Consider the following 18,396-nt stretch of genomic DNA (forward strand, 5'->3'; position numbering starts at 1 on the left):
TTAGGCTTTCTCGACGTTGCAGATCGTCGTTTTCGTTTCTTGCATCATCGTCACGCTGTCGTAGCCGTACGTGGTGCCGGTGTTGATCGCCTCGCCGCGCACCACGGGGTGCGCGCCGGTCGGGTAGTAGGGCAGCATGTCCACGCCCTGCCAGTGGCCGGAGAAGTGGAAGGGCATGAAGACGGTGTCGGGCCCGACGCGCTCGGTCACCTGGGCCTGCACGTTGAGCTTGGCGCCCGTGGGCGTGTGGACCCAGGCGCGCGCGCCGTTCACGATGCCCTTCTCCGCCGCGACCTTCGGGTTGATCTCGATGAACATCTCCTGCTGCAGTTCGGCCAGCCAGGGGTTCGAGCGCGTCTCTTCGCCGCCGCCTTCGTACTCGACCAGGCGACCGGAGGTGAGCACCAGCGGGAACTTGTCGGCCACCTTGTCGGCGATGTTCTTCTGCTGGATCGACTTGTACAGCGTGGGCAGCCGCCAGAACGCCATCTTGTCGTCGTGGGTCGGGTACTTGGCCATCAGGTCCGGCCGGTTGCCGTAGAGCGGCTCGCGGTGCTGCGGGATCGGGTCCGGGAAGTTCCAGACGATCGCGCGGGCCTTCGCATTGCCGAAGGGGTGGCAGCCGTGGTTCTTCATGAACACGCGGATCATGCCGCCCGAGTTGTCGGTCTTCCAGTTCTTGCCCTCGGCGGCCTTCTTCTCCGGCTCGGTGAGTTCGTCCCACCAGCCGAGCTTCTTGAGCAGCAGGTGGTCGAGCTCGGGATAGCCGGTGGTGATGTCGGCGCCCAGCGAATGCGAGCCGTCTTCGGCCAGCAGGTTCTGGCCGTCGCGCTCCACGCCGAAGTTCGCGCGGAAGTTGCCGCCGCCGTCCATCACGTGCTTGCTCGTGTCGTACAGGTTGGGCGAGCCCGGGTGCTTGAGTTCGGGTGTGCCGTAGCAGGGCCACGGCAGGCCGAAGTAGTCGCCCGACAGGTCGTAGCCGTTGACCTTGTCCTTGACCGGCCCCTTGACCTTGAGCGTGCGCACGTCGAAGGCCGCCATGTTGCGCATGTGCGCCTGCAGGCGTTCCGGGCTCTGGCCGGTGTAGCCGGCGGCCCAGCAGCTCTTGTTGATCTCGCGCAGGATGTCTTCGGGCACGGGCTCGTCCATGCCGTGGACCTTCTGCATCTTGAAGTTCTTGCTCAGCTCCTTGCCGAAGCCGAAGCGGTCGGCGAACTGCTGCATGATCATGTGGTCGCTGCGGCTCTCCCACAGCGGCTCGATCACCTTCTCGCGCCACTGGATCGAACGGTTCGACGCAGTGACGGAACCGCTGGTCTCGAACTGCGTGCAGGCCGGCAGCAGGTAGACGGCGCGGTTCGGGTTCAGGTCGCCGGCCGCACCGGGCATGGCCGCCATCGCAGCGGTGGCCGACGGGTACGGGTCGACCACCACCAGCAGGTCGAGCTTGTCCATCGCCTTCTTCATCTCCAGACCCCGGGTCTGCGAGTTGGGCGAATGGCCCCAGTAGACGACGCCGCGCAGGTTGGAATCCTGGTCGATCAGCTCGTTCTTCTCCAGCACGCCGTCGATCCAGCGCGACAGCGTGATGCCGGGCTTGGTCATCATCGCGGGCGATGCGAAGCGGCCCTTGAGCCACTCGTAGTCCACGCCCCACGCATTGGCGAAATGCCGCCACGACCCGTCCACCAGGCCGTAGTACGACGGCAGCGAATCGGGGTTGGGGCCGACGTCGGTCGCGCCCTGCACGTTGTCGTGGCCGCGGAAGATGTTGGTACCGCCACCCGACTTGCCGACGTTGCCCAGCGCCAGCTGCAGGATGCAGGAGGCGCGCACGATCGCGTTGCCGATGGTGTGCTGCGTCTGGCCCATGCACCAGACGATGGTGCCGGGACGGTTCTCGTTGAGCCAGGTCGCGACCTTCAGGACCTGCGCTTCCTTCACGCCGCAGGCCTCTTCGACCTTGTCCGGCGTCCACTTGGTCATGACCTCTTCGCGCACCTTCTCCATGCCGAAGACGCGGTCGTGGAGGTACTTCTTGTCCTCCCAGCCGTTCTTGAAGATGTGGTGCAGCACGCCGAAGAGGAAGGCGATGTCCGAGCCGGAGCGGATGCGCACGTACTCGTCGGACTTGGCCGCGGTGCGGGTGTAGCGCGGGTCGACCACGATCACCTTGCAGCCGTTTTCCTTGGCGTGCAGCAGGTGCAGCATGCTCACCGGATGCGCCTCGGCCGCATTGGAGCCGATGTACAGCGCCACCTTGGCGCCGCGCATGTCGTTGTACGAATTGGTCATGGCGCCGTAGCCCCATGTGTTCGCCACGCCCGCGACGGTGGTCGAGTGGCAGATGCGCGCCTGGTGGTCGCAGTTGTTGCTGCCGAAGAAGCTGACGAACTTGCGCAGCAGGTAGGCCTGCTCGTTGCTGTGCTTGGACGAGCCGATCCAGTAGACCGAATCGGGGCCGCTGGCCTGGCGCAGGTCCTTGATCTTGGCCGTGATCTCGTCGAGCGCGGTGTCCCAGCTGATGCGCTCGTACTTGCCGTTGACCAGCTTCATCGGGTAGCGCAGGCGGTATTCGCCGTGGCCGTGCTCGCGCAGCGCAGCGCCCTTGGCGCAATGCGCGCCGAGGTTGATGGGCGAATCGAACACCGCCTCCTGACGCACCCAGACGCCGTTCTCGACCACGGCGTCGGCCGCGCAGCCGACCGAGCAGTGCGAGCAGATCGTGCGCTTGACTTCGATCTTGCCCTTGCCGACGGCCGTCGGGCGGCTCGCGTCGGCAGCGTTCGCCTTGCGGATCAACGTGAGCTGCGTGGCGGCCAGGCCGACGCCCACGCCCAGGCCCGAGCGGCGCAGGAAGGCGCGGCGGTCCATGGTCGGCAGGGCGTTCGACAGGCCGCGGCGCAGGCTGTGGATAAAAGGAGATGCGCTCGCCGAGGTGGCGGAGGCCTGGCCGGCGCGCGCGGGGGCAGAATTCTTTTTGGTCAACAACATGGTGGTGCGCTCCTCAGGCCGACGTGCTCTTGTAGTAGCGCTTGACGTGTTCGCTGAGCGAGTAGCCGCCCCCGTTGTCGGGCGCTGGCGGCAGTGTCGGCGCGGCCTCGGCGGCCACGGGCGACGAGGCGATCTGCGGCAGGGTGGTCACCACGGCGGCGACCGCGCCCACGGTGGCGGCCCCTGCGAAAAATCGGCGGCGCGAGCCCGGCACGGGCTGCTTCGGTTGGCTGTCCTGCATCAAAACTCCAGGAGTGGCTGGCGAAAACCAGATATGAACTCAATTACATACGTCTGGATACTAGTCGAGACCCTGAAGCCCCCCAACCCCAGTGCGCCATTTCAGGCGTCGAGCATCTCGAAACCCTGGGCCTCGACCTCGACGAATGCCACTGTGAAACCGGCCAAAGCCGCGTAAAGACGGGCCTTCGGATGCTGCGCCACCGCGTCGCACATTGCAGGCAGCCAGGACTGCACATGCGTGGCAAAAAACGCACGCTGCCGGGTCAGATTTGCAACCGCGACATCGTCGCCGGCAATCAGGTAGCGCATCACCTCGAACAGGCAGGCGACGTGGTCCTCGGTTTCATAGATGCCCTCCTCGCGCGCCAGGCCCAGCGCGTCGAGGTCGGTGCGCAACTGCGCCACCGGCTTGTCGTTCAGGAAGCCGCTGAGGTAGTGCGATCCGAAGAGGTAAACCTCGGGCTTGCCCATGCCGCCGAAGAGCGCGTCGTACTCGGCGTGGGCCGCAGCAGCGTCCATGCCGCGCGACACGCCGACCAACGCGCGCCACGGCTCCTCGAGGAAGGCGCCCGACGCGGGGGCTTCCGTGACGGCGACCTGCAGCGCGTCGAGCAGCGCGGCATCGGGCGCGGCGTACCAGAGCCGTGCGAGCAGGCCGTAGAGCTCGGCGCGGGCGATTTCCTCGTCGAGGGCGGACGAAACGGGGGGCATGGCGTCGCTCATAGCGGGGTGATCTTCTGTTCGTTCGACGCGCTATAGAGGTCGATGACCCGGCAGTCGCTGCACATCTTCAGGCGCTCCAGCGCCTCGCCCTGGAACATCGCGTGGCCGGCCAGCTTGCCGAGCATCGCCTCGATGGCCTTCACGGTGCCGAAGGGCTTGCTGCAGCGGATGCAGGCCCATGGCTGGGCCTCGTTCAGCACCACGGGCTGGCGGCGCTCGGGCGCGGCGAGCAGGCGCGGGACGAGCTGGATCGCGTTCTCCGGGCAGGTGCTCTCGCACAGGCCGCACTGCACGCAGTTCTTCTCGACGAAGCGCAGCTGCGGCGCGTTCTGGTTGTCCTGCAGCGCGCTCGCGGGGCAGGCGCTGACGCAGGCCAGGCACAGGGTGCAGGTGGCCTTGTCGACGGTGATCGCGCCGAAGGGCGAGCCGGCCGGCAGCGGGATCGCGAGTGCGAGCGGGGCATCACTGCCGCGCGCCTGCAGCGCCGGGGCCGTGTCCATCAGATGGTCGAGCGTCATCTCCAGCGTGCTGCGCTTGTCGGCACTCACGGCGAAGCGGGCGGGCTGCGCCGGGACGTGCTGCCGCGTCTGGCCGAGCGCGGCCAGCGCGGCGTCGAGCGCGGCCGGCGTCCGCGCCTCGATCAACTGGAAGTGCGTGCCGGTGTAGCCCAGGCCGCGCAGCAGCGATTGCGCGATGTCCATCTGCTGCCGCAGCGCCGCGAGGTAGTCCGGCGCTTCCTCGCCGGTCGACAGCACCACCACCTGCGTGGCGCCGAAGGCGACCGCGCTCAGCCACAGGTCGATGCCGGTGCTGGCGGCGTGCCACAGCGCGACGGGGATCACCCGGGCCGGCACGCCGTTCGCGCGGCCGAGCTGCGCCTGCCGGCCGAGCTGCTCGACCAGCGCCTGGCCGGCCTCCTGGCTGTGCAGCAGCAGTGCGGGCTCGCGCCCGCCGGCCTTGGCGTAGGTGGCGAGCAGGGTGCGCAGCTTGAGGCCCTGGTCGGGCGCGCGCGGGTAGGTGTAGCCCAACGCGCCGGTCGGGCACACCGTGGTGCAGGCGCCGCAGCCCACGCACAGGTTGGGGTTGACGACGATGCGCTGGCGTTCCTTGTCGCTCGAGATCGCATGCGCCGAGCACACCTCGACGCAGGCGTTGCAGCCGATCTGCTCGTTGCGGCTGTGGGCGCAGAGCTTCTGCTTGTAGTCGAAGAACTTCGGCTTTTCGAACTCGCCCACCATCTCGCGCAGGCGCAGCAGTGTCTGCAGCGCCTCGGCCGTGCCGAGCCCGCCCGGCAGCCGGAAGTAGCCCTGCGGCGGCGCGTGCCAGTCGACCAGCGGCGCGGCGCCGAGGTCGAGCACCAGGTCGAAGGCGGCGTCGAGCGTTTCCGGTGCGCGGCCGAAGCGGATGGCGCCGGCCACCGTGCAGGCGCGCTCGCAGTCGCGGTGCGACGTGCACTTCGCCTCATCGATCTGGTAGTCGAGCCCGATGGCCTGTTCCGGGCAGGCGGTGACGCAGGCGTTGCAGCGGGTGCACAGGTCGAGGTCGATCGCGTTGCTGCGCGTCCATTGCAGCTTGAACGCGCCGAGCCAGCCGGAGAAGGCATCGACCCGCCCTGCAACGACTGGCCAGCGGCGTTCCTGCATGCCGCCGGCCGCGCCGGGGCCTTGCGAGAGGATGGTGACGTCCAGCGTGTCGGCCACCAGCGCAGCCGCCTGCTCGGCCTGGTCGAGCGGCCCGACGATCAGCAGCCGACCCTGGCTGGCGTAGCTCACGGTGGCGACCGGGTCGGGTTCGGGCAGCGCGGCCGCCGCCAGCAATGCCGCGATCTTCGGCATCGCCTGCTTCGCGTCGCGGCTCCAGCCGCCGGTCTCGCGGATGTTGACGAAGTGGATCGGCGAGGTGGCGTCGGGCGTCTGCTCGGCCAGTTCGCCGAAGAGGCGGCGTTCCTGGGTGCAGGCGACGATCACGTCGTCGCCCGACTGGATCGCGCGCTGGAAGGCGCTCGCCTCGCGGCGGCACAGCGCGGAATGGAGGGGCAGCGTTTCAGCCAGTGCGGCGCCGAGCGTCGTCGGCGCGAGCGGCATCGTCTGGTTGCAATCGCAGATCAGCGTTTGGGTCATCGGTCGGTTGGCTGGCAGGTTGCGCATCGGCAACCAGCGGGCTGGGGGAAGGCTCGGACTGTGCCACGGCGGGCGGGGCATCGTCCTGCGGGGTCTCTCCGGGCATGGGCGAGGCCGCCTCGTCTCGCGCCTCGGGGGCTTCGGGCTCCTCGTCGAACAGCTTCAAAAACTTCGCGCTCGCCATCTGGCGCAGCACGCTCTCGGGCAGCGGCGACGGGATCGAGTAGTCGTCGATGTAGATGTCCATCCGGTCCATCACGTTGAAGTGCGGATCGGCGAAGAGCTTCTTGAAGGCGGCGTTCTTGACCTCGGGCGCCACGCCCTTCGCCATGAAGGGCTTGAAGTCGGAGTCGATGGTGAGCGCGGTGGTGTCGGCCAGCGTGGGCGGTGGCGGTGCATCGGACGCGACCACCGGCGTCGCGGGCGAAGGCGCGTCGATCACCACGGTCGGTGGCGTCTCCGGCGGGACTTCGGCGGGCGCGACCACCGGCGCGGCGCTTTCGCGCGCCTGCTGCTTGCGGCGCGACCAGCGGTCGAAGAAGCCGTCAGACATCGCCCGCGCCCCGCCCGCGCTTCTTCTCGGTGGACACGCTCGCCACGTTGCCGAAACGGTCGACCAGCGGGCGGAAGCTCTCGGGCCGCTTGCGGCGCTTGGGCTCGATCACGTAGTGCTCGGCGGCGAAGGCGCGCACCCACTCGACGACCTCCGGCGGCGCGGGCACCTGTTCGACCGTCTCCTGCGCATCGAGCCAGCGGCCGGCTTCGTTGTAGCTCAGGCTCACGACCACGGGCAGCGGGATGGGCTCGTCGGCCAGGTGCGGCTCCTCCTCCATGCGCCACAGCACGAACCAGCACGGGGCCGGCGTGGTCACGTTGAGGTGGTAGCCCTCGGCATCGTCACGGAAGAGCTCGGCCTTGAAGCCGGGATGCAGCCAGCGCTGCGCGCCGTCGTGGTCGTGCAGCAGCCGGGGCGCAGTGCCGAAGGCGGGTTCGTCGGGCACCACGCTGTCGAGGATCCAGCGCCAGGGCTGCCAGTGGGCGGACGGGCCATGGACGCGCTCGCGCCGCATGACGACGGCCACGTCGAGCGCGGGGCGCGCGGCGGGCGAAGAAGATTCGGCGGTCGACATGAGCGGGACGATAGCCGATGTGTGAACGACTGCTCAAAGCCTGCACGCCATAGGGCCAAAGCGGCGAGATGGCGGGATTCCCCCGTTCTGTTCGAACTTTGGTTCTCGTTGCCCCGCGCCTACATTGATCGCACGGCGCCAGAGGCGGCGGGGCGGCGTCGCCGTCCTGCCGGGCGACCCCACCCCAGAAGACTCGAGGACCACCACATGCCGAAACTGATCGTCATCAACCAGCGAGGGCTGACCAAGCTGATTCCCCTGCACACCGGCCAGACCACCGTCGGGCGCGGCTCGCTCAACAGCATCGTGATCGATGCGGAAAGCGTCAGCCGCCACCATGCGGTGCTCTCGCGCGACGGCGGCACGGTGAAGCTGCACGACCTCGGCAGCCGCAACGGCACCTACGTGAACGACGTGCGGGTGCGGGTGCGGCGCCTGCGGCATGGCGACACCATCACCATGGGCGACTGCGTGCTGCGCTTTTTGAACGACAAGCCGATGCACGAGATGAGCGCCCCGCTCGACCTGGACTCCCTGACCGCCGAATTCCAGAGCGCCTACAGCGCCGCCCAGCCGGCACCGCCCGGCTGGGACGCGCACGCCTGACCCTCAGGCCGGCACGGCGCCGGCGGCGTAGAGCACCGCCCGCGGCGCCCGGCACAGCCCCCACAGGCGCAGGCCGGCCAGCTCGGCCACGTGCACGCCCATCGCGGTCGGCGCGGAGATCGTGGCCAGCGCGGCGATGCCCACCCGCGTGCACTTGCGCACCAGCTCGTGGCTGCCCCGGCTGGACAGCACGACGAAGCCCGGCTCGCCCAGCCGCGCCATGCGGGCCAGCGTGCCGATCAGCTTGTCGAGCGCGTTGTGGCGGCCGACGTCTTCCAGCACCGCGACCAGTTCGCCCTCCAGCGTCGCCCAGCCGGCCGCATGGATGGCGCCCGCCTCGGCGTTCAGGCGCTGCCAAGCCGGCAGCGCGTCGATGGCGCGCAGCACCGTCGGCAGGTCGACGCGTGCCACCCAGTCGTGGGGCGGCAGCGGCTCCGACTGCAGTTCCAGGCCGGCGAAGCTCTCGACCCCGCAGACCCCGCAGCCGGTGCGGCCGGCCAGGCTGCGGCGCCGGCCCTTGAGCCGCTCGAAGCTGCGGGTGGAGATCTCGAGCTGCACCTCGATCGCGTCGACGCCTGCCGGCAGGCCGGCTTCGGCGGCAGCGACCGTGTTCACCTCGATGCCACGACAGTCGGCCGCGGCATCGAGGATGCCTTCGCTCAGCGCGAAGCCGAGCGCGAAGGCCTCGACGTCTTGCGGCGTGGCCATCATCACCGCGTGCGAGATGCCGTTGAAGACCAGCGCCACCGGCACCTCGGCCGCCAGCACGTCGTGGCGGGCCGTGCCTTGCGCATCGGCCGTGCCGCCGAAGACCTGCACCGTGCGGTGCGACAGCGGCGGCAGCATGGGGCGTGTCTCGGCGTTCACGACGCCGCCTCCTGAGGCGGCAACGCGGCCACCACAGCCCGGCCCGGTGCCTCCAGGTGCACCACCCAGCGGTCGTCCAGCTGCACCACGCGCACCCAGCCCGGCCCGCGCACGCCCGCGAGCGTGGCGTCGCCCATCAGCGTCAGCTGGCGCATCAGCACGCTCGCGCCCTGCCCCAGCTGCTTGCCCAGCCGCGGCAGCGACACGCCACCTTCGCGGGGTGCGGCGGCCAGGGCCAGCAGAATGGCGCGGGATAGCGGGTCGAGTTCGGTGCCGGTGGTCATCCCCACACCTTAGCCGATGGCGTAGGCGCTCGCGTCGTGGTCGGCCTTGGCCGCAACCGGTGCCGTGTGCGGCGTGAGAATCACCGGGATCGACTTCGAGGCCGGCGTGCCGGCATTGAGCGCGACCGAATCCAGCGGCACCAGCGGATTCGTCTCGGGGTAGTAGGCCGCCAGGTTGCCGCGCGGGATGTCGTACGCCACCAGCTTGAAGCGGTCGGCACGACGCACCTGTGCACCGTCGCCCGCGTCGTCCCACACGGTCTGGATGTCGACCCAGTCGCCATCCTTCAGGCCCAGCGCGCGGATGTCGGCTTCGTGGATGAAGACCACGCGCCGTTGGCCGAACACGCCGCGGTAGCGGTCGTCGTGGCCGTAGATGGTGGTGTTGTACTGGTCGTGCGAGCGCGTGGTGAGCAGCGTGAAGACGACCGTGTCGCCCTTGGCGGCGAAGCGCGCGCGGGCGCGGTGCGAGGGCGTGTCGCGCGGCACGGCATGCGCCACGAAGTTCGCCTTCTTCGTCGGGGTGGTCCACACCCGCTCGCTCGCGGTGTTGCGCAGGCGGAAGCCGCCGGGCACGGCCACGCGCTCGTTGAAGTCCTTGAAGTCGGCGAACACCGCTTCGATCTTGTCGCGGATGCGGGCGTAGTCCTCGACCAGCCAGAGCCAGGGCGTGTTGCTGCTGTGGCCGATGGTGGCCGCCGCCAGCCGCGCCACGATGGCCGGCTCCGACAGCAGATGCTCCGACGCCGGCGGGTTGATGCCGGTGGAGATGTGCACCATGCTCATCGAGTCTTCCACCGTCACGCCCTGCGGGCCGCCGGCCTGGATGTCGATCTCGGTGCGGCCCAGGCACGGCAGGATCAGCGCCTCGCGCCCGTGCACCACGTGGCTGCGGTTGAGCTTGGTGGTGACGTGCACCGTCAGGTCGCAGCGGCGCAGCGCCTTCCAGGTCTCGTAGGTGTCGGGCGTGGCTGCGGCGAAGTTGCCGCCCAGTGCGAAGAAGACCTTTCCCTTGCCGTCGCGCATGGCGGCGATCGACTCGACCGTGTCCCAGCCGTGCGCGCGCGGCGGCTCGAAGCCGAAGACCTCGCCCAGCCTGTCGAGCAGCGCAGCCGGCGGCTTCTCCCAGATGCCCATCGTGCGGTCGCCCTGCACGTTGCTGTGGCCGCGCACCGGGCACGGGCCGGCGCCGGGCCGGCCGATGTTGCCGCGCATCATCAGCAGGTTGACCAGCATCTGGATCGTGCCCACCGAGTTCTGGTGCTGCGTGATGCCCATGCCCCAGCAGAAGATGGCGCTCTTCGCTTCCGCGTAGATGTCGGCCGCCGCGCGGATCTGCGCTTCGGAGAGGCCCGACTCCTCTTCGAGCACGGCCCAGGTCTCGCCGCGCAGGCCCTCGGCCACGTCGCTGAAGCCGGAGGTGTGGGTGCTGATGAAGTCCAGGTCGAGCACCGACTCGCCCGCGTCCTGGCGGTCGATCAGGTGCTTCATCATGCCGGCGACGACGGCCATGTCGCCGCCCACCCGCAGCTGGAAGTAGTGCGTGCTGATGGCGGTCGACGTCAGCGTCGCCATCTCGAACTTGTCCTGCGGATCGGCGAAGCGTTCCAGGCCACGCTCGCGCAGCGGGTTGAAGCTGACGATCTTGGCGCCGCGCTTGTGGGCGGCCCGCAGTTCGCCCAGCATGCGCGGGTGGTTGGTGCCCGGGTTCTGGCCGAAGATGAAGATGGCGTCGGTCTTCTCGAAATCCTCCAGCGTCACCGTGCCCTTGCCCACGCCGATCTGCGGGCGCATGCCGCTTCCGCTCGGCTCGTGGCACATGTTCGAGCAGTCGGGGAAGTTGTTGGTGCCGTACTCGCGCACGAACAGCTGGTACAGGAAGGCAGCCTCGTTGCTGGCACGGCCCGAGGTGTAGAAGATCGCCTGGTTCGGGTCCGGCAGCGCGTTCAGATGCCGGGCGACCAGCGCGAAGGCGTCGTCCCATGCGATCGGCAGGTACTTGTCGCTGGCCGCGTCGTAGACCATCGGGTGCGTCAGGCGGCCCTGGTCCTCGAGCCAGAAGTCGCTCTGCTGCGCGAGCTGGGCCACGGTGTGCGCAGCGAAGAGCTCGGGGCCGGCACGGCGCGCGGTCGCTTCGGCCGCGACGGCCTTCACGCCGTTCTCGCAGAACTCGAAGGTCGACGCATGGTTGCGGTCGGGCCAGGCGCAGCCGGGGCAGTCGAAGCCGTCGGGCTGGTTGGCCGAGAGCAGCGTCTTGGCGCCCTTCACCGGGATGTCCTGCTTGAGCAGCGTGGCCGTCACGCTGCGCAGGGCGCCCCAGCCGCCAGCGGGGCCCTTGTAGAACTCGATCTTCTGTTCGCTCATCGCGGTCTCCTGACGACATCGGGCCGGTGCCCTTCGGACACCGGCCCTGGAAGGCCCATGGCCTGTTGCTGCAGCTTCAGTGGAAGAACTTGGCTGCGCTGATCAATGTCTTGTACACGCCCCAGGCCAACGGGATGCCGACGGCCGCCCATGCCAGCGCCACGACGAAGGTCGGCGTCTTGTCGGCCCGGCCCGAGCCGCTGCCCACTTCGGACGCGGCGGCCTTCTCGTGGGCGAGCTTCTTCTCGACGGCGAGCTCCGCGTCGTTCATGAAGTGCTTGTCGGCCACAGGACGCACCAGCAGGTTCGCGACGAGGCCGATGACCAGCATGCCGACCAGGATGTACATGGTCTGGTTGTAGACCTGCTCGCGCGGCAGGCCCAGGCCCAGCTGGTATTCGCGCATGTAGTTCACGACCACCGGGCCCAGGATGCCGGCGGTGGCCCAGGCGGTGAGCAGGCGGCCGTGGATGGCGCCGACGAACTGCGTGCCGAACAGGTCGGCCAGGTAGGCCGGCACCGTCGCGAAGCCGCCGCCGTACATCGACAGGATCAGGCAGACCGCGCCGACGAAGAGCAGCGTGTTGCCGGCCGCGGCCGACGACGGCAGACTGGCGTAGAGCACACCGCCGAGCACGAAGAAGACCGTGTACGTCATCTTGCGGCCGAGCTTGTCCGACAGGCTCGCCCACACGAAGCGGCCGCCGATGTTGAAGAGCGACAGCAGCGCGGTGAAGCCGCCGGCCACCACGGCGATGGCCGCGAGCTGGGTCTTGTCGAGTTCGCCGAACTTCTTCGGCACGTCGATCAGCCCGCCGCCAAACACTTCCTGCAGCATGGGCGAGGCCATGCCGATCACGCCGATGCCCGCCGACACGTTCATGCACAGCACGATCCACACGAGCCAGAACTGCGGGATGCCCCACACCTTCTTCACGTGCACGTGGCGCTGCGTGATCATGGCGTTGCTGGTCTGCGCGGGCGGTGGGGTCCAGCCGGCCGGCTTCCAGCCTGTGGGCGGCACGCGGTAGCCGAGCGCGCCGGCCATCATGAAGACGAAGTAGACCAGCGCCATCACGACGAAGGTCTGCATCACGCCGGGATCGGTCGGGGTGGCGAAGGACTTCATCAGCTCGACCGCGAGCGGCGAGCCGATCATCGCGCCGCCGCCGAAGCCCATGATGGCCATGCCGGTGGCCATGCCGCGGCGGTCGGGGAACCACTTGATGAGGGTCGACACCGGCGAGATGTAGCCCAGGCCGAGCCCGATGCCGCCGATCACGCCCGAGCCCAGGATCATCATCCAGAACTGGTGGGTGTAGATGCCCAGCGCCGACAGCAGCATGCCGCCGCACCAGCACAGCGCACTCACCACGCCGGCCTTGCGCGGGCCAGCGCGTTCGAGCCAGCCGCCCCAGATGGCGGCGGAGCAGCCGAGGAACACGAAGAACAGCGTGTACATCCAGCCCAGGGTGGCGACGCGCCAGTCGCAACCGGCGGCGAACAGCTCGGCGAAGAAGCTCATGTCCTTGGCGCAGGCCGTGCCGGTGCCGGCGGTCTGCAGCATCTTCGACAGCGGCAGCCAGAACACGGAGAAGCCGTAGGCCATGCCGATGCACAGGTGGATCGCGAGGGCGGCGGGCGGCACCACCCAGCGGCTGAAGCCAGGGCCCGCGATGATGCGTTCCTTGTCCAGCCAACCGGAGCCAGGGGCCCCTGCGGCGACGGGCAACTGCCCCGGGGTCGCGACGGCTTCGTTGAAAGCCCCCGTAGATGGTCCTGCCATAGCACTCCTCGTTGGTTTTGTCCCTCGATCCGGTCAAGGTTTTCGACCGTCGGGGCGCGGCGAGTCTACGGTTGGTGACAATTTGCATCCAATTGGATCGAGACATGGCCCGATTCAATTCGGAAATGAATGCGAAAGGTTCTCAAAGAGGCAGAGGCGCGGCCGCGAGGGCCGGCCGGACGCTCAGGCGCGCTTGGAACCCTTGCCGGCCGCATCGGGCTGCAAGGTGTCCAGCCACTCGGGACTGGCCGCCAGGTCGACCGCCGCCTGCAGCGCGCGCGTCATGCGGTCGCTGGCGTGCGTCATGAAGCCCAGCGGCGTCTCCAAGAGCGGCGCGATCAAGGGGCGCGCCTCGTAGGGGCCGTCGTCGCGCGAGAGCAGCTCCAGCGCGGCCTGCGGCAGCACCGACGCCAGCGCGCCGGCACCCACGCTGCTGGCCAGCGTGTGGATCGAGTTGGTCTCCATGGCCGCATCGACACGCAGACCGGCCGCCTTGAAGGCGCGGTCGACGATCGCCCGGTTGTGCATGTCGGGGGTGAGCAGGCACAGCGGCAGGGTGGCGGCCTCGGCCCAGCCGACCGGTTCGCCGATGCGCACCGCCCGGCCCGCCCGCACCGGACCCGGTTTGCGCTGCACCAGGTAGTAGGTCTCGACGCATTGCGGCCAGACCGCCAGGCTGACGTGGCGCACGCGGGTGCGGTCGGTGTAGCCGAGCGCGAGATCGAGCGACATGCTGTCGAGCGCCGTCTCGATCTCCAGCGAACTGAGGGACACCACCGTCGGCGCCACGCCCGGGTGGCGCTTCTGCAGCGCGATGGCGAAGCGCGAGAGGATGGTCATGCCGGTCGGCACCGCCGCCAGCCGCAGGCGCCCGCGCGGCTGACCGGCCTCGCTGCGCAGGCGCTCGCGCAGCAGCTCCTGTTCCTGCAGCATGCGCTGCGCGGTGGCGAGCACCGCCTCACCCTCGACGGTGAAGCCCTCGAACGCGCGGCCCCGCTTGACGATGAGCACGCCGAACTCGCCTTCGAGGGCGCGCAACGCGTTCGACAGCGCCGGCTGCGTGATGTGGCAGGCCTGCGCGGCGCGGCCGAAGTGGCGGTGCTCGTTGAGCGCCGCCAGGTAGCGCATGGACGCGAGGACGTTCATGGCGCCGCGCTGGTCGTTCAGGTGTCTTTGCTGACGGTGATCGTCGGGAACTTGGCCGAGAAGTCCTTCGCCTTCTCGGCGATGCCGACGGCCACGGTGCGCGCCACGGCCTTGTAGATCGCCGCGACGTCGCCGTCCGGGTCGGCCACCACCGTGGGCTTGCCGCTGTCGGCCTGCAGGCGGATGTTGATGTCCAGCGGCAACGCGCCGAGGTAGTCCATGCCGTACTGCGCCGCCATCTTCTTGCCGCCGTCGGCGCCGAAGATGTGCTCGACGTGGCCGCAGTTGGAGCACACGTGCACCGCCATGTTCTCGACGATACCGAGGATCGGCACGCCGACCTTCTCGAACATCTTGATGCCCTTCTTGGCGTCGAGCAGCGCGATGTCCTGCGGCGTGGTGACGATCACCGCGCCGGTCATGGGCACGCGCTGGCTCAGCGTGAGCTGGATGTCACCGGTGCCCGGCGGCATGTCGATGATCAGGTAGTCGAGGTCTTTCCAGTTGGTCTGGCGCAGCAGCTGCTCCAGCGCCTGCGTGGCCATCGGCCCGCGCCAGATCATGGCCTCGTCCTGGTCGACCAGGAAGCCGATCGACATGACCTGCACGCCGTAGTTCTCCAGCGGCTCCATCGTCTTGCCGTCGTCGCTCTCGGGGCGGCGGTCGATGCCGAGCATCATGGGCTGGCTGGGGCCGTAGATGTCGGCGTCGAGCAGGCCCACCGAGGCGCCTTCGGCGGCCAGCGCCAGCGCCAGGTTGGCGGCAGTGGTGCTCTTGCCGACGCCGCCCTTGCCCGAGGCCACGGCGACGATGTTCTTCACGTTGGGCAGCAGCTGCACGCCGCGCTGCACCGCATGGCTGACCACCCGGGTCGTGATGTTGACCGACACGTTGTCCACACCCGACACCGTTCGCGCCGCGGCCACGAAGGCCTTGCGCAACGCCGCATGCTGGCTCTTGGCCGGGTAGCCGAGCTCGACGTCGAAGGACACGTCGCCTTCGCTGATCTGCAGGTTCCTCAGCGCCTTGGTGCTGACGAAATCCTTGCCGGTGTTGGGATCGAGGACCGCCTTGAGCGCATCCTGAATCACCGCTTGCGTGACTGCCATTGACAACTCCTGAATCGGGGTAGTCTACGTGCCGATCCATGCCCCTCCCCGCCTCTGCCCCAATGTCCCCCCCGTCTGCCACGGCGCTGCTGCTCACCGGCGGCGGTGCCCGCGCCGCCTACCAGGTCGGGGTGCTCGAGGCGATCGCCGAGCTGCGCCGCGGTGCCGGCCTGGCGGCAGGACCCAACCCGTTCCCGATCATCACCGGCACGTCGGCCGGCGCCATCAACGCCGCCGCGCTGGCCTGCGGTGCCGACGACTTCGATGCCGCCGTGCAGCGCATGGCCGAGGTCTGGCGCCACCTGCGGATCGAGCAGGTCTACCGCACCGACACCTTCGCGATGCTCGACGCGGCGGCGCGCTGGCGCCTGATCCTCGGCGTCGGCCAGCTGCTGGCGCGCTGGATGAAACTCAAGCCGCGCTCGTTGCTCGACAACACCCCGCTGGCCGAGCTGCTGGTGCGCATGGTGCCCTTCGAGCGCCTGCCCGGGCTGCTGGCCGACGGCCACCTCGACGCGCTGGCCGTGACCGCATCGAGCTACAGCTCGGGCGAGCACCTGACCTTCTTCGAAGCGCGCCACCCCATGGCGCCGTGGACGCGCTCGCAGCGCAAGGCCGTGGCCGACCGCATCACGCATGCGCACCTGCTGGCGTCGTCGGCGATCCCCTTCGTGTTCCCGGCCACGGCACTGCCCCTGCAGGGGCACGTCGAGTACTTCGGCGACGGCTCGATGCGCCAGACCGCGCCGACCGCCGCCGCCATCCACCTCGGCGCGGAGCGCATCCTGGCCGTGGGCGCCGGCCGCATGAACGAGCCCGTGGACGCCGACGGCCCCCAGGCGCTGGGCGGCGAGCCGACGCTGGCGCAGATCGCCGGCCATGCGATGTCGAGCATCTTTCTCGATGCGCTGGGGGTGGATGTGGAGCGCGTGCGCCGCATCAACGACACGCTGGCGCTCATCCCGCCCGAGGCGCGCGCCGGCACCCGCCTGCGGCCGATCGAGCTGCTGCTGATCGCGCCGTCGGAACGCATCGACGCCATCGCCGCGCGCCATGCCGAGGCGCTGCCCGGCGTGGTGCGGCGCCTGCTGGCCAGCGGCACCGGCCCGGGCGAAGGCAAGTCGCCCGCACGCAGCGCGGCGCTCGCGAGCTACCTGCTCTTCGAACCCGGCTTCACGCGCGAGCTGATGGCCTTGGGCCGCGCCGACACGCTGGCGCAGCGCGATACGGTGTGCCGCTTCTTCGGCTGGCCCGCCACTTAGCGGCCTAACGGCCGGTCGCCATGCCCAGGTCGGCAGCGATGCGGTGGACCAGCGCCTTGAGGTCGCCCAGTTCCGCTTCGAGGCGTGCGACGTTCGCCTTGAGCGCCGCCATCTCGCCCAGCGACACGTCGGCGCCGGGCGCACCCGCGCTGGCCGGCATGTCTTCGATCACCGGCTCGCCGCTCAGCAGATGCGCCCAGCGGCTCTCGCGGGCGCCCGGCAGGCGCGGCAGCTTGACCACCAGCGCACCGGCCGGGCGCTCGGCCAGTTCGTCGAGGAAGCCCTCGACCGACGAGATGTCGGCGAAGTTGTGCATGCGCTCGGTGGCGATGCGCAGTTCACCGGCGGTCTGCGGGCCGCGCAGCATCAGCACCGTGAGCAGGATGCTCGACTGCGACGGGATGCGCAGCACGCGGTCCATGTTGTGGGCGTAGCGCAAGGCCCGGCCACCGCTGCTCTCGTCGACCAGGTGGTAGCCCTTGAGGCTGTCGATGGCGGCTTGCGCCTGCGCGTCGCTCACCTCCAGCACCGGGTTGCGGCTGGTCTTCTGGTTGCAGCCGGAGAGAACCGCGTTGAGCGTCAGCGGGTAGCTGTCAGGCACGGTGCGCTGCTTTTCGACCAGCACGCCGAGCACGCGGGTTTCCAGGAGCGAGAGGATCGGCAGCGGCCGCGCCGCGGACGCGTCCGACACTCAGTTCGCCCCGGCGATGCGGGCCACCAGCGCCTTGGTGAAGGCGGCCGTGTTGGCCGTGCCCCCCAGGTCGCCGGTGCGCACCTTGTCGATGTTGAGCGTCTCGTCGATCGCGCGGCGCAGGCGCGTCGCCTGGTCGACCAGCTTGCAATGGTCGAGCATCAGCGCGCCGGCCAGCAGCAGGGCCGTCGGGTTGGCGATGCCCTTGCCGGCGATGTCGGGCGCCGAGCCGTGCACCGCTTCGAAGATGGCGGCGTCGGCGCCGATGTTCGCCCCCGGCGCCATGCCCAGGCCGCCGACCAGGCCGGCCACCAGGTCCGACAGGATGTCGCCGAAGAGATTGGTCGTGACCAGCATGTCGAACTGCCACGGGTTGAGCACCAGCTTCATCGCGCAGGCGTCGACGATCATGGTCTCGAGCTCGAACTTGCCCTTGTAGCGCGGCTCTTCATAGAGGCGCAGGCCGGTCTCCAGAAACAGCCCGGTCAGCACCTTCATGATGTTGGCCTTGTGCACCAGCGTGACCTTCTTGCGGCCGGTAGCTATCGCGGTGTCGAAGGCGTACTCGAGCAGGCGGTGGCAGCCCTGGCGGGTGTTGATGCCCGTGGCCATGCCCACGGCGTGCGGGTCGTCGTCGATGCGCACGTAGTGCTCGTGGCCGATGTAGAGGCCTTCGAGGTTCTCGCGCACCACCACCAGGTCGATCTTGTCGTAGCGGCCACCGGGGATGACGGTAAGCGCCGGGCGCAGGTTAGCGTAGAGCTGGAACTCCTCGCGCAGCCGCACGTTGGACGACCGGTAGCCGCCGCCCGACGGCGTCTCGAGCGGCCCCTTGAGCGCGAGCCGCGTGCGGCGGATGCTGTCGAGCGTGGCGGCCGGCAGCGGGTCGCCGGCTTGTTGCACGCCGCCGAGACCGGCGATCTGGCGGTCCCATTCGAACGGGACCTTCAAGGCGTCGAAGGCGGCCAGCGTGGCCTCGACGATTTCGGGGCCGATGCCGTCGCCGGCGATCAGGGTGGCGGGAATGGAGGAAGTCGTCACGGGGTTCTCTTTCAGTGAAAGGGGTGAAGC

The 18,396-nt window shown here is 69.4% G+C and carries 16 protein-coding genes; 2 read left to right on the forward strand and 14 right to left on the reverse strand.

What is annotated here, in order from left to right:
* The 6 genes from QTH86_RS11615 to QTH86_RS11640 all read right to left on the reverse strand — a co-directional run bounded on the left by QTH86_RS11615 (nucleotide 1) and on the right by QTH86_RS11640 (nucleotide 7,210).
* Nucleotides 1-2,994 (reverse strand): formate dehydrogenase subunit alpha, encoded by a 2,994-nt coding sequence (locus tag QTH86_RS11615; RefSeq protein ID WP_286644533.1) that lies wholly within the window; start codon nucleotides 2,992-2,994, stop codon nucleotides 1-3.
* 13 nt (nucleotides 2,995-3,007) lie between these two features.
* Complete coding sequence (locus tag QTH86_RS11620) at nucleotides 3,008-3,235, reverse strand: formate dehydrogenase (protein WP_286644532.1); 228 nt, start codon at nucleotides 3,233-3,235, stop codon at nucleotides 3,008-3,010.
* A 101-nt stretch (nucleotides 3,236-3,336) separates the two neighbouring features.
* The gene (locus QTH86_RS11625; RefSeq protein ID WP_286644531.1) at nucleotides 3,337-3,948 is read right to left on the reverse strand and encodes a TorD/DmsD family molecular chaperone; all 612 of its coding nucleotides are present in this window, start codon (nucleotides 3,946-3,948) and stop codon (nucleotides 3,337-3,339) included.
* An 8-nt stretch (nucleotides 3,949-3,956) separates the two neighbouring features.
* Nucleotides 3,957-6,080: a 4Fe-4S dicluster domain-containing protein gene (locus QTH86_RS11630; protein WP_286644530.1), complete on the reverse strand. Its 2,124-nt coding sequence runs from the start codon at nucleotides 6,078-6,080 to the stop codon at nucleotides 3,957-3,959.
* A complete protein-coding gene (locus QTH86_RS11635) occupies nucleotides 6,004-6,633 on the reverse strand; it encodes a DUF3306 domain-containing protein (protein ID WP_286644529.1) in 630 nt (209 codons plus the stop codon). Before QTH86_RS11635 ends, QTH86_RS11630 begins: the two co-directional genes overlap by 77 nt.
* The gene (locus QTH86_RS11640; RefSeq protein WP_286644528.1) at nucleotides 6,626-7,210 is read right to left on the reverse strand and encodes a DUF3305 domain-containing protein; all 585 of its coding nucleotides are present in this window, start codon (nucleotides 7,208-7,210) and stop codon (nucleotides 6,626-6,628) included. The genes QTH86_RS11635 and QTH86_RS11640 overlap by 8 nt, the downstream gene beginning before the upstream one ends.
* A gap of 207 nt (nucleotides 7,211-7,417) precedes the next feature.
* Here QTH86_RS11640 and QTH86_RS11645 point away from each other — a divergent pair, with 207 nt between their 5' ends.
* Nucleotides 7,418-7,816 (forward strand): FHA domain-containing protein, encoded by a 399-nt coding sequence (locus tag QTH86_RS11645; RefSeq protein ID WP_286644527.1) that lies wholly within the window; start codon nucleotides 7,418-7,420, stop codon nucleotides 7,814-7,816.
* A 3-nt stretch (nucleotides 7,817-7,819) separates the two neighbouring features.
* On the opposite strand, the gene fdhD is transcribed toward QTH86_RS11645, so the two are convergent.
* The 6 genes from fdhD to apbC form a co-directional block, all read right to left on the reverse strand.
* Nucleotides 7,820-8,662: a formate dehydrogenase accessory sulfurtransferase FdhD gene (fdhD, locus tag QTH86_RS11650; protein WP_286646716.1), complete on the reverse strand. Its 843-nt coding sequence runs from the start codon at nucleotides 8,660-8,662 to the stop codon at nucleotides 7,820-7,822.
* 17 nt (nucleotides 8,663-8,679) lie between these two features.
* On the reverse strand, nucleotides 8,680-8,967 hold the full coding sequence (locus QTH86_RS11655) for a hypothetical protein (protein WP_286644526.1): 288 nt from the start codon (nucleotides 8,965-8,967) through the stop codon (nucleotides 8,680-8,682).
* A 9-nt stretch (nucleotides 8,968-8,976) separates the two neighbouring features.
* The gene (locus tag QTH86_RS11660) at nucleotides 8,977-11,331 is read right to left on the reverse strand and encodes an FdhF/YdeP family oxidoreductase (RefSeq protein WP_286644525.1); all 2,355 of its coding nucleotides are present in this window, start codon (nucleotides 11,329-11,331) and stop codon (nucleotides 8,977-8,979) included.
* 76 nt (nucleotides 11,332-11,407) lie between these two features.
* Nucleotides 11,408-13,117 carry an OFA family MFS transporter gene (locus tag QTH86_RS11665; protein WP_286644524.1) on the reverse strand — a complete coding sequence of 570 codons (1,710 nt, stop codon included), beginning with the start codon at nucleotides 13,115-13,117 and terminating at the stop codon, nucleotides 11,408-11,410.
* A 183-nt stretch (nucleotides 13,118-13,300) separates the two neighbouring features.
* Complete coding sequence (locus QTH86_RS11670) at nucleotides 13,301-14,263, reverse strand: LysR substrate-binding domain-containing protein (RefSeq protein WP_286644523.1); 963 nt, start codon at nucleotides 14,261-14,263, stop codon at nucleotides 13,301-13,303.
* A 17-nt stretch (nucleotides 14,264-14,280) separates the two neighbouring features.
* Complete coding sequence (gene apbC / locus QTH86_RS11675) at nucleotides 14,281-15,372, reverse strand: iron-sulfur cluster carrier protein ApbC (RefSeq protein WP_286644522.1); 1,092 nt, start codon at nucleotides 15,370-15,372, stop codon at nucleotides 14,281-14,283.
* 62 nt (nucleotides 15,373-15,434) lie between these two features.
* Here apbC and QTH86_RS11680 point away from each other — a divergent pair, with 62 nt between their 5' ends.
* Nucleotides 15,435-16,634 carry a patatin-like phospholipase family protein gene (locus tag QTH86_RS11680; RefSeq protein WP_286644521.1) on the forward strand — a complete coding sequence of 400 codons (1,200 nt, stop codon included), beginning with the start codon at nucleotides 15,435-15,437 and terminating at the stop codon, nucleotides 16,632-16,634.
* Between the two features lie 4 nt (nucleotides 16,635-16,638).
* On the opposite strand, the gene QTH86_RS11685 is transcribed toward QTH86_RS11680, so the two are convergent.
* Entirely contained in the window at nucleotides 16,639-17,325 is a 687-nt protein-coding gene (locus tag QTH86_RS11685) for a YceH family protein (RefSeq protein ID WP_286644520.1), read from the reverse strand.
* Nucleotides 17,326-18,366 carry an isocitrate/isopropylmalate dehydrogenase family protein gene (locus QTH86_RS11690; protein WP_286644519.1) on the reverse strand — a complete coding sequence of 347 codons (1,041 nt, stop codon included), beginning with the start codon at nucleotides 18,364-18,366 and terminating at the stop codon, nucleotides 17,326-17,328. It lies immediately after the preceding gene.
* Between the last annotated feature and the right edge of the window lie 30 nt (nucleotides 18,367-18,396).

Origin of the sequence: Variovorax sp. J2L1-78 (genome assembly GCF_030317205.1) — a bacterium.
GTDB lineage: Bacteria > Pseudomonadota > Gammaproteobacteria > Burkholderiales > Burkholderiaceae_C > Variovorax > Variovorax arabinosiphilus.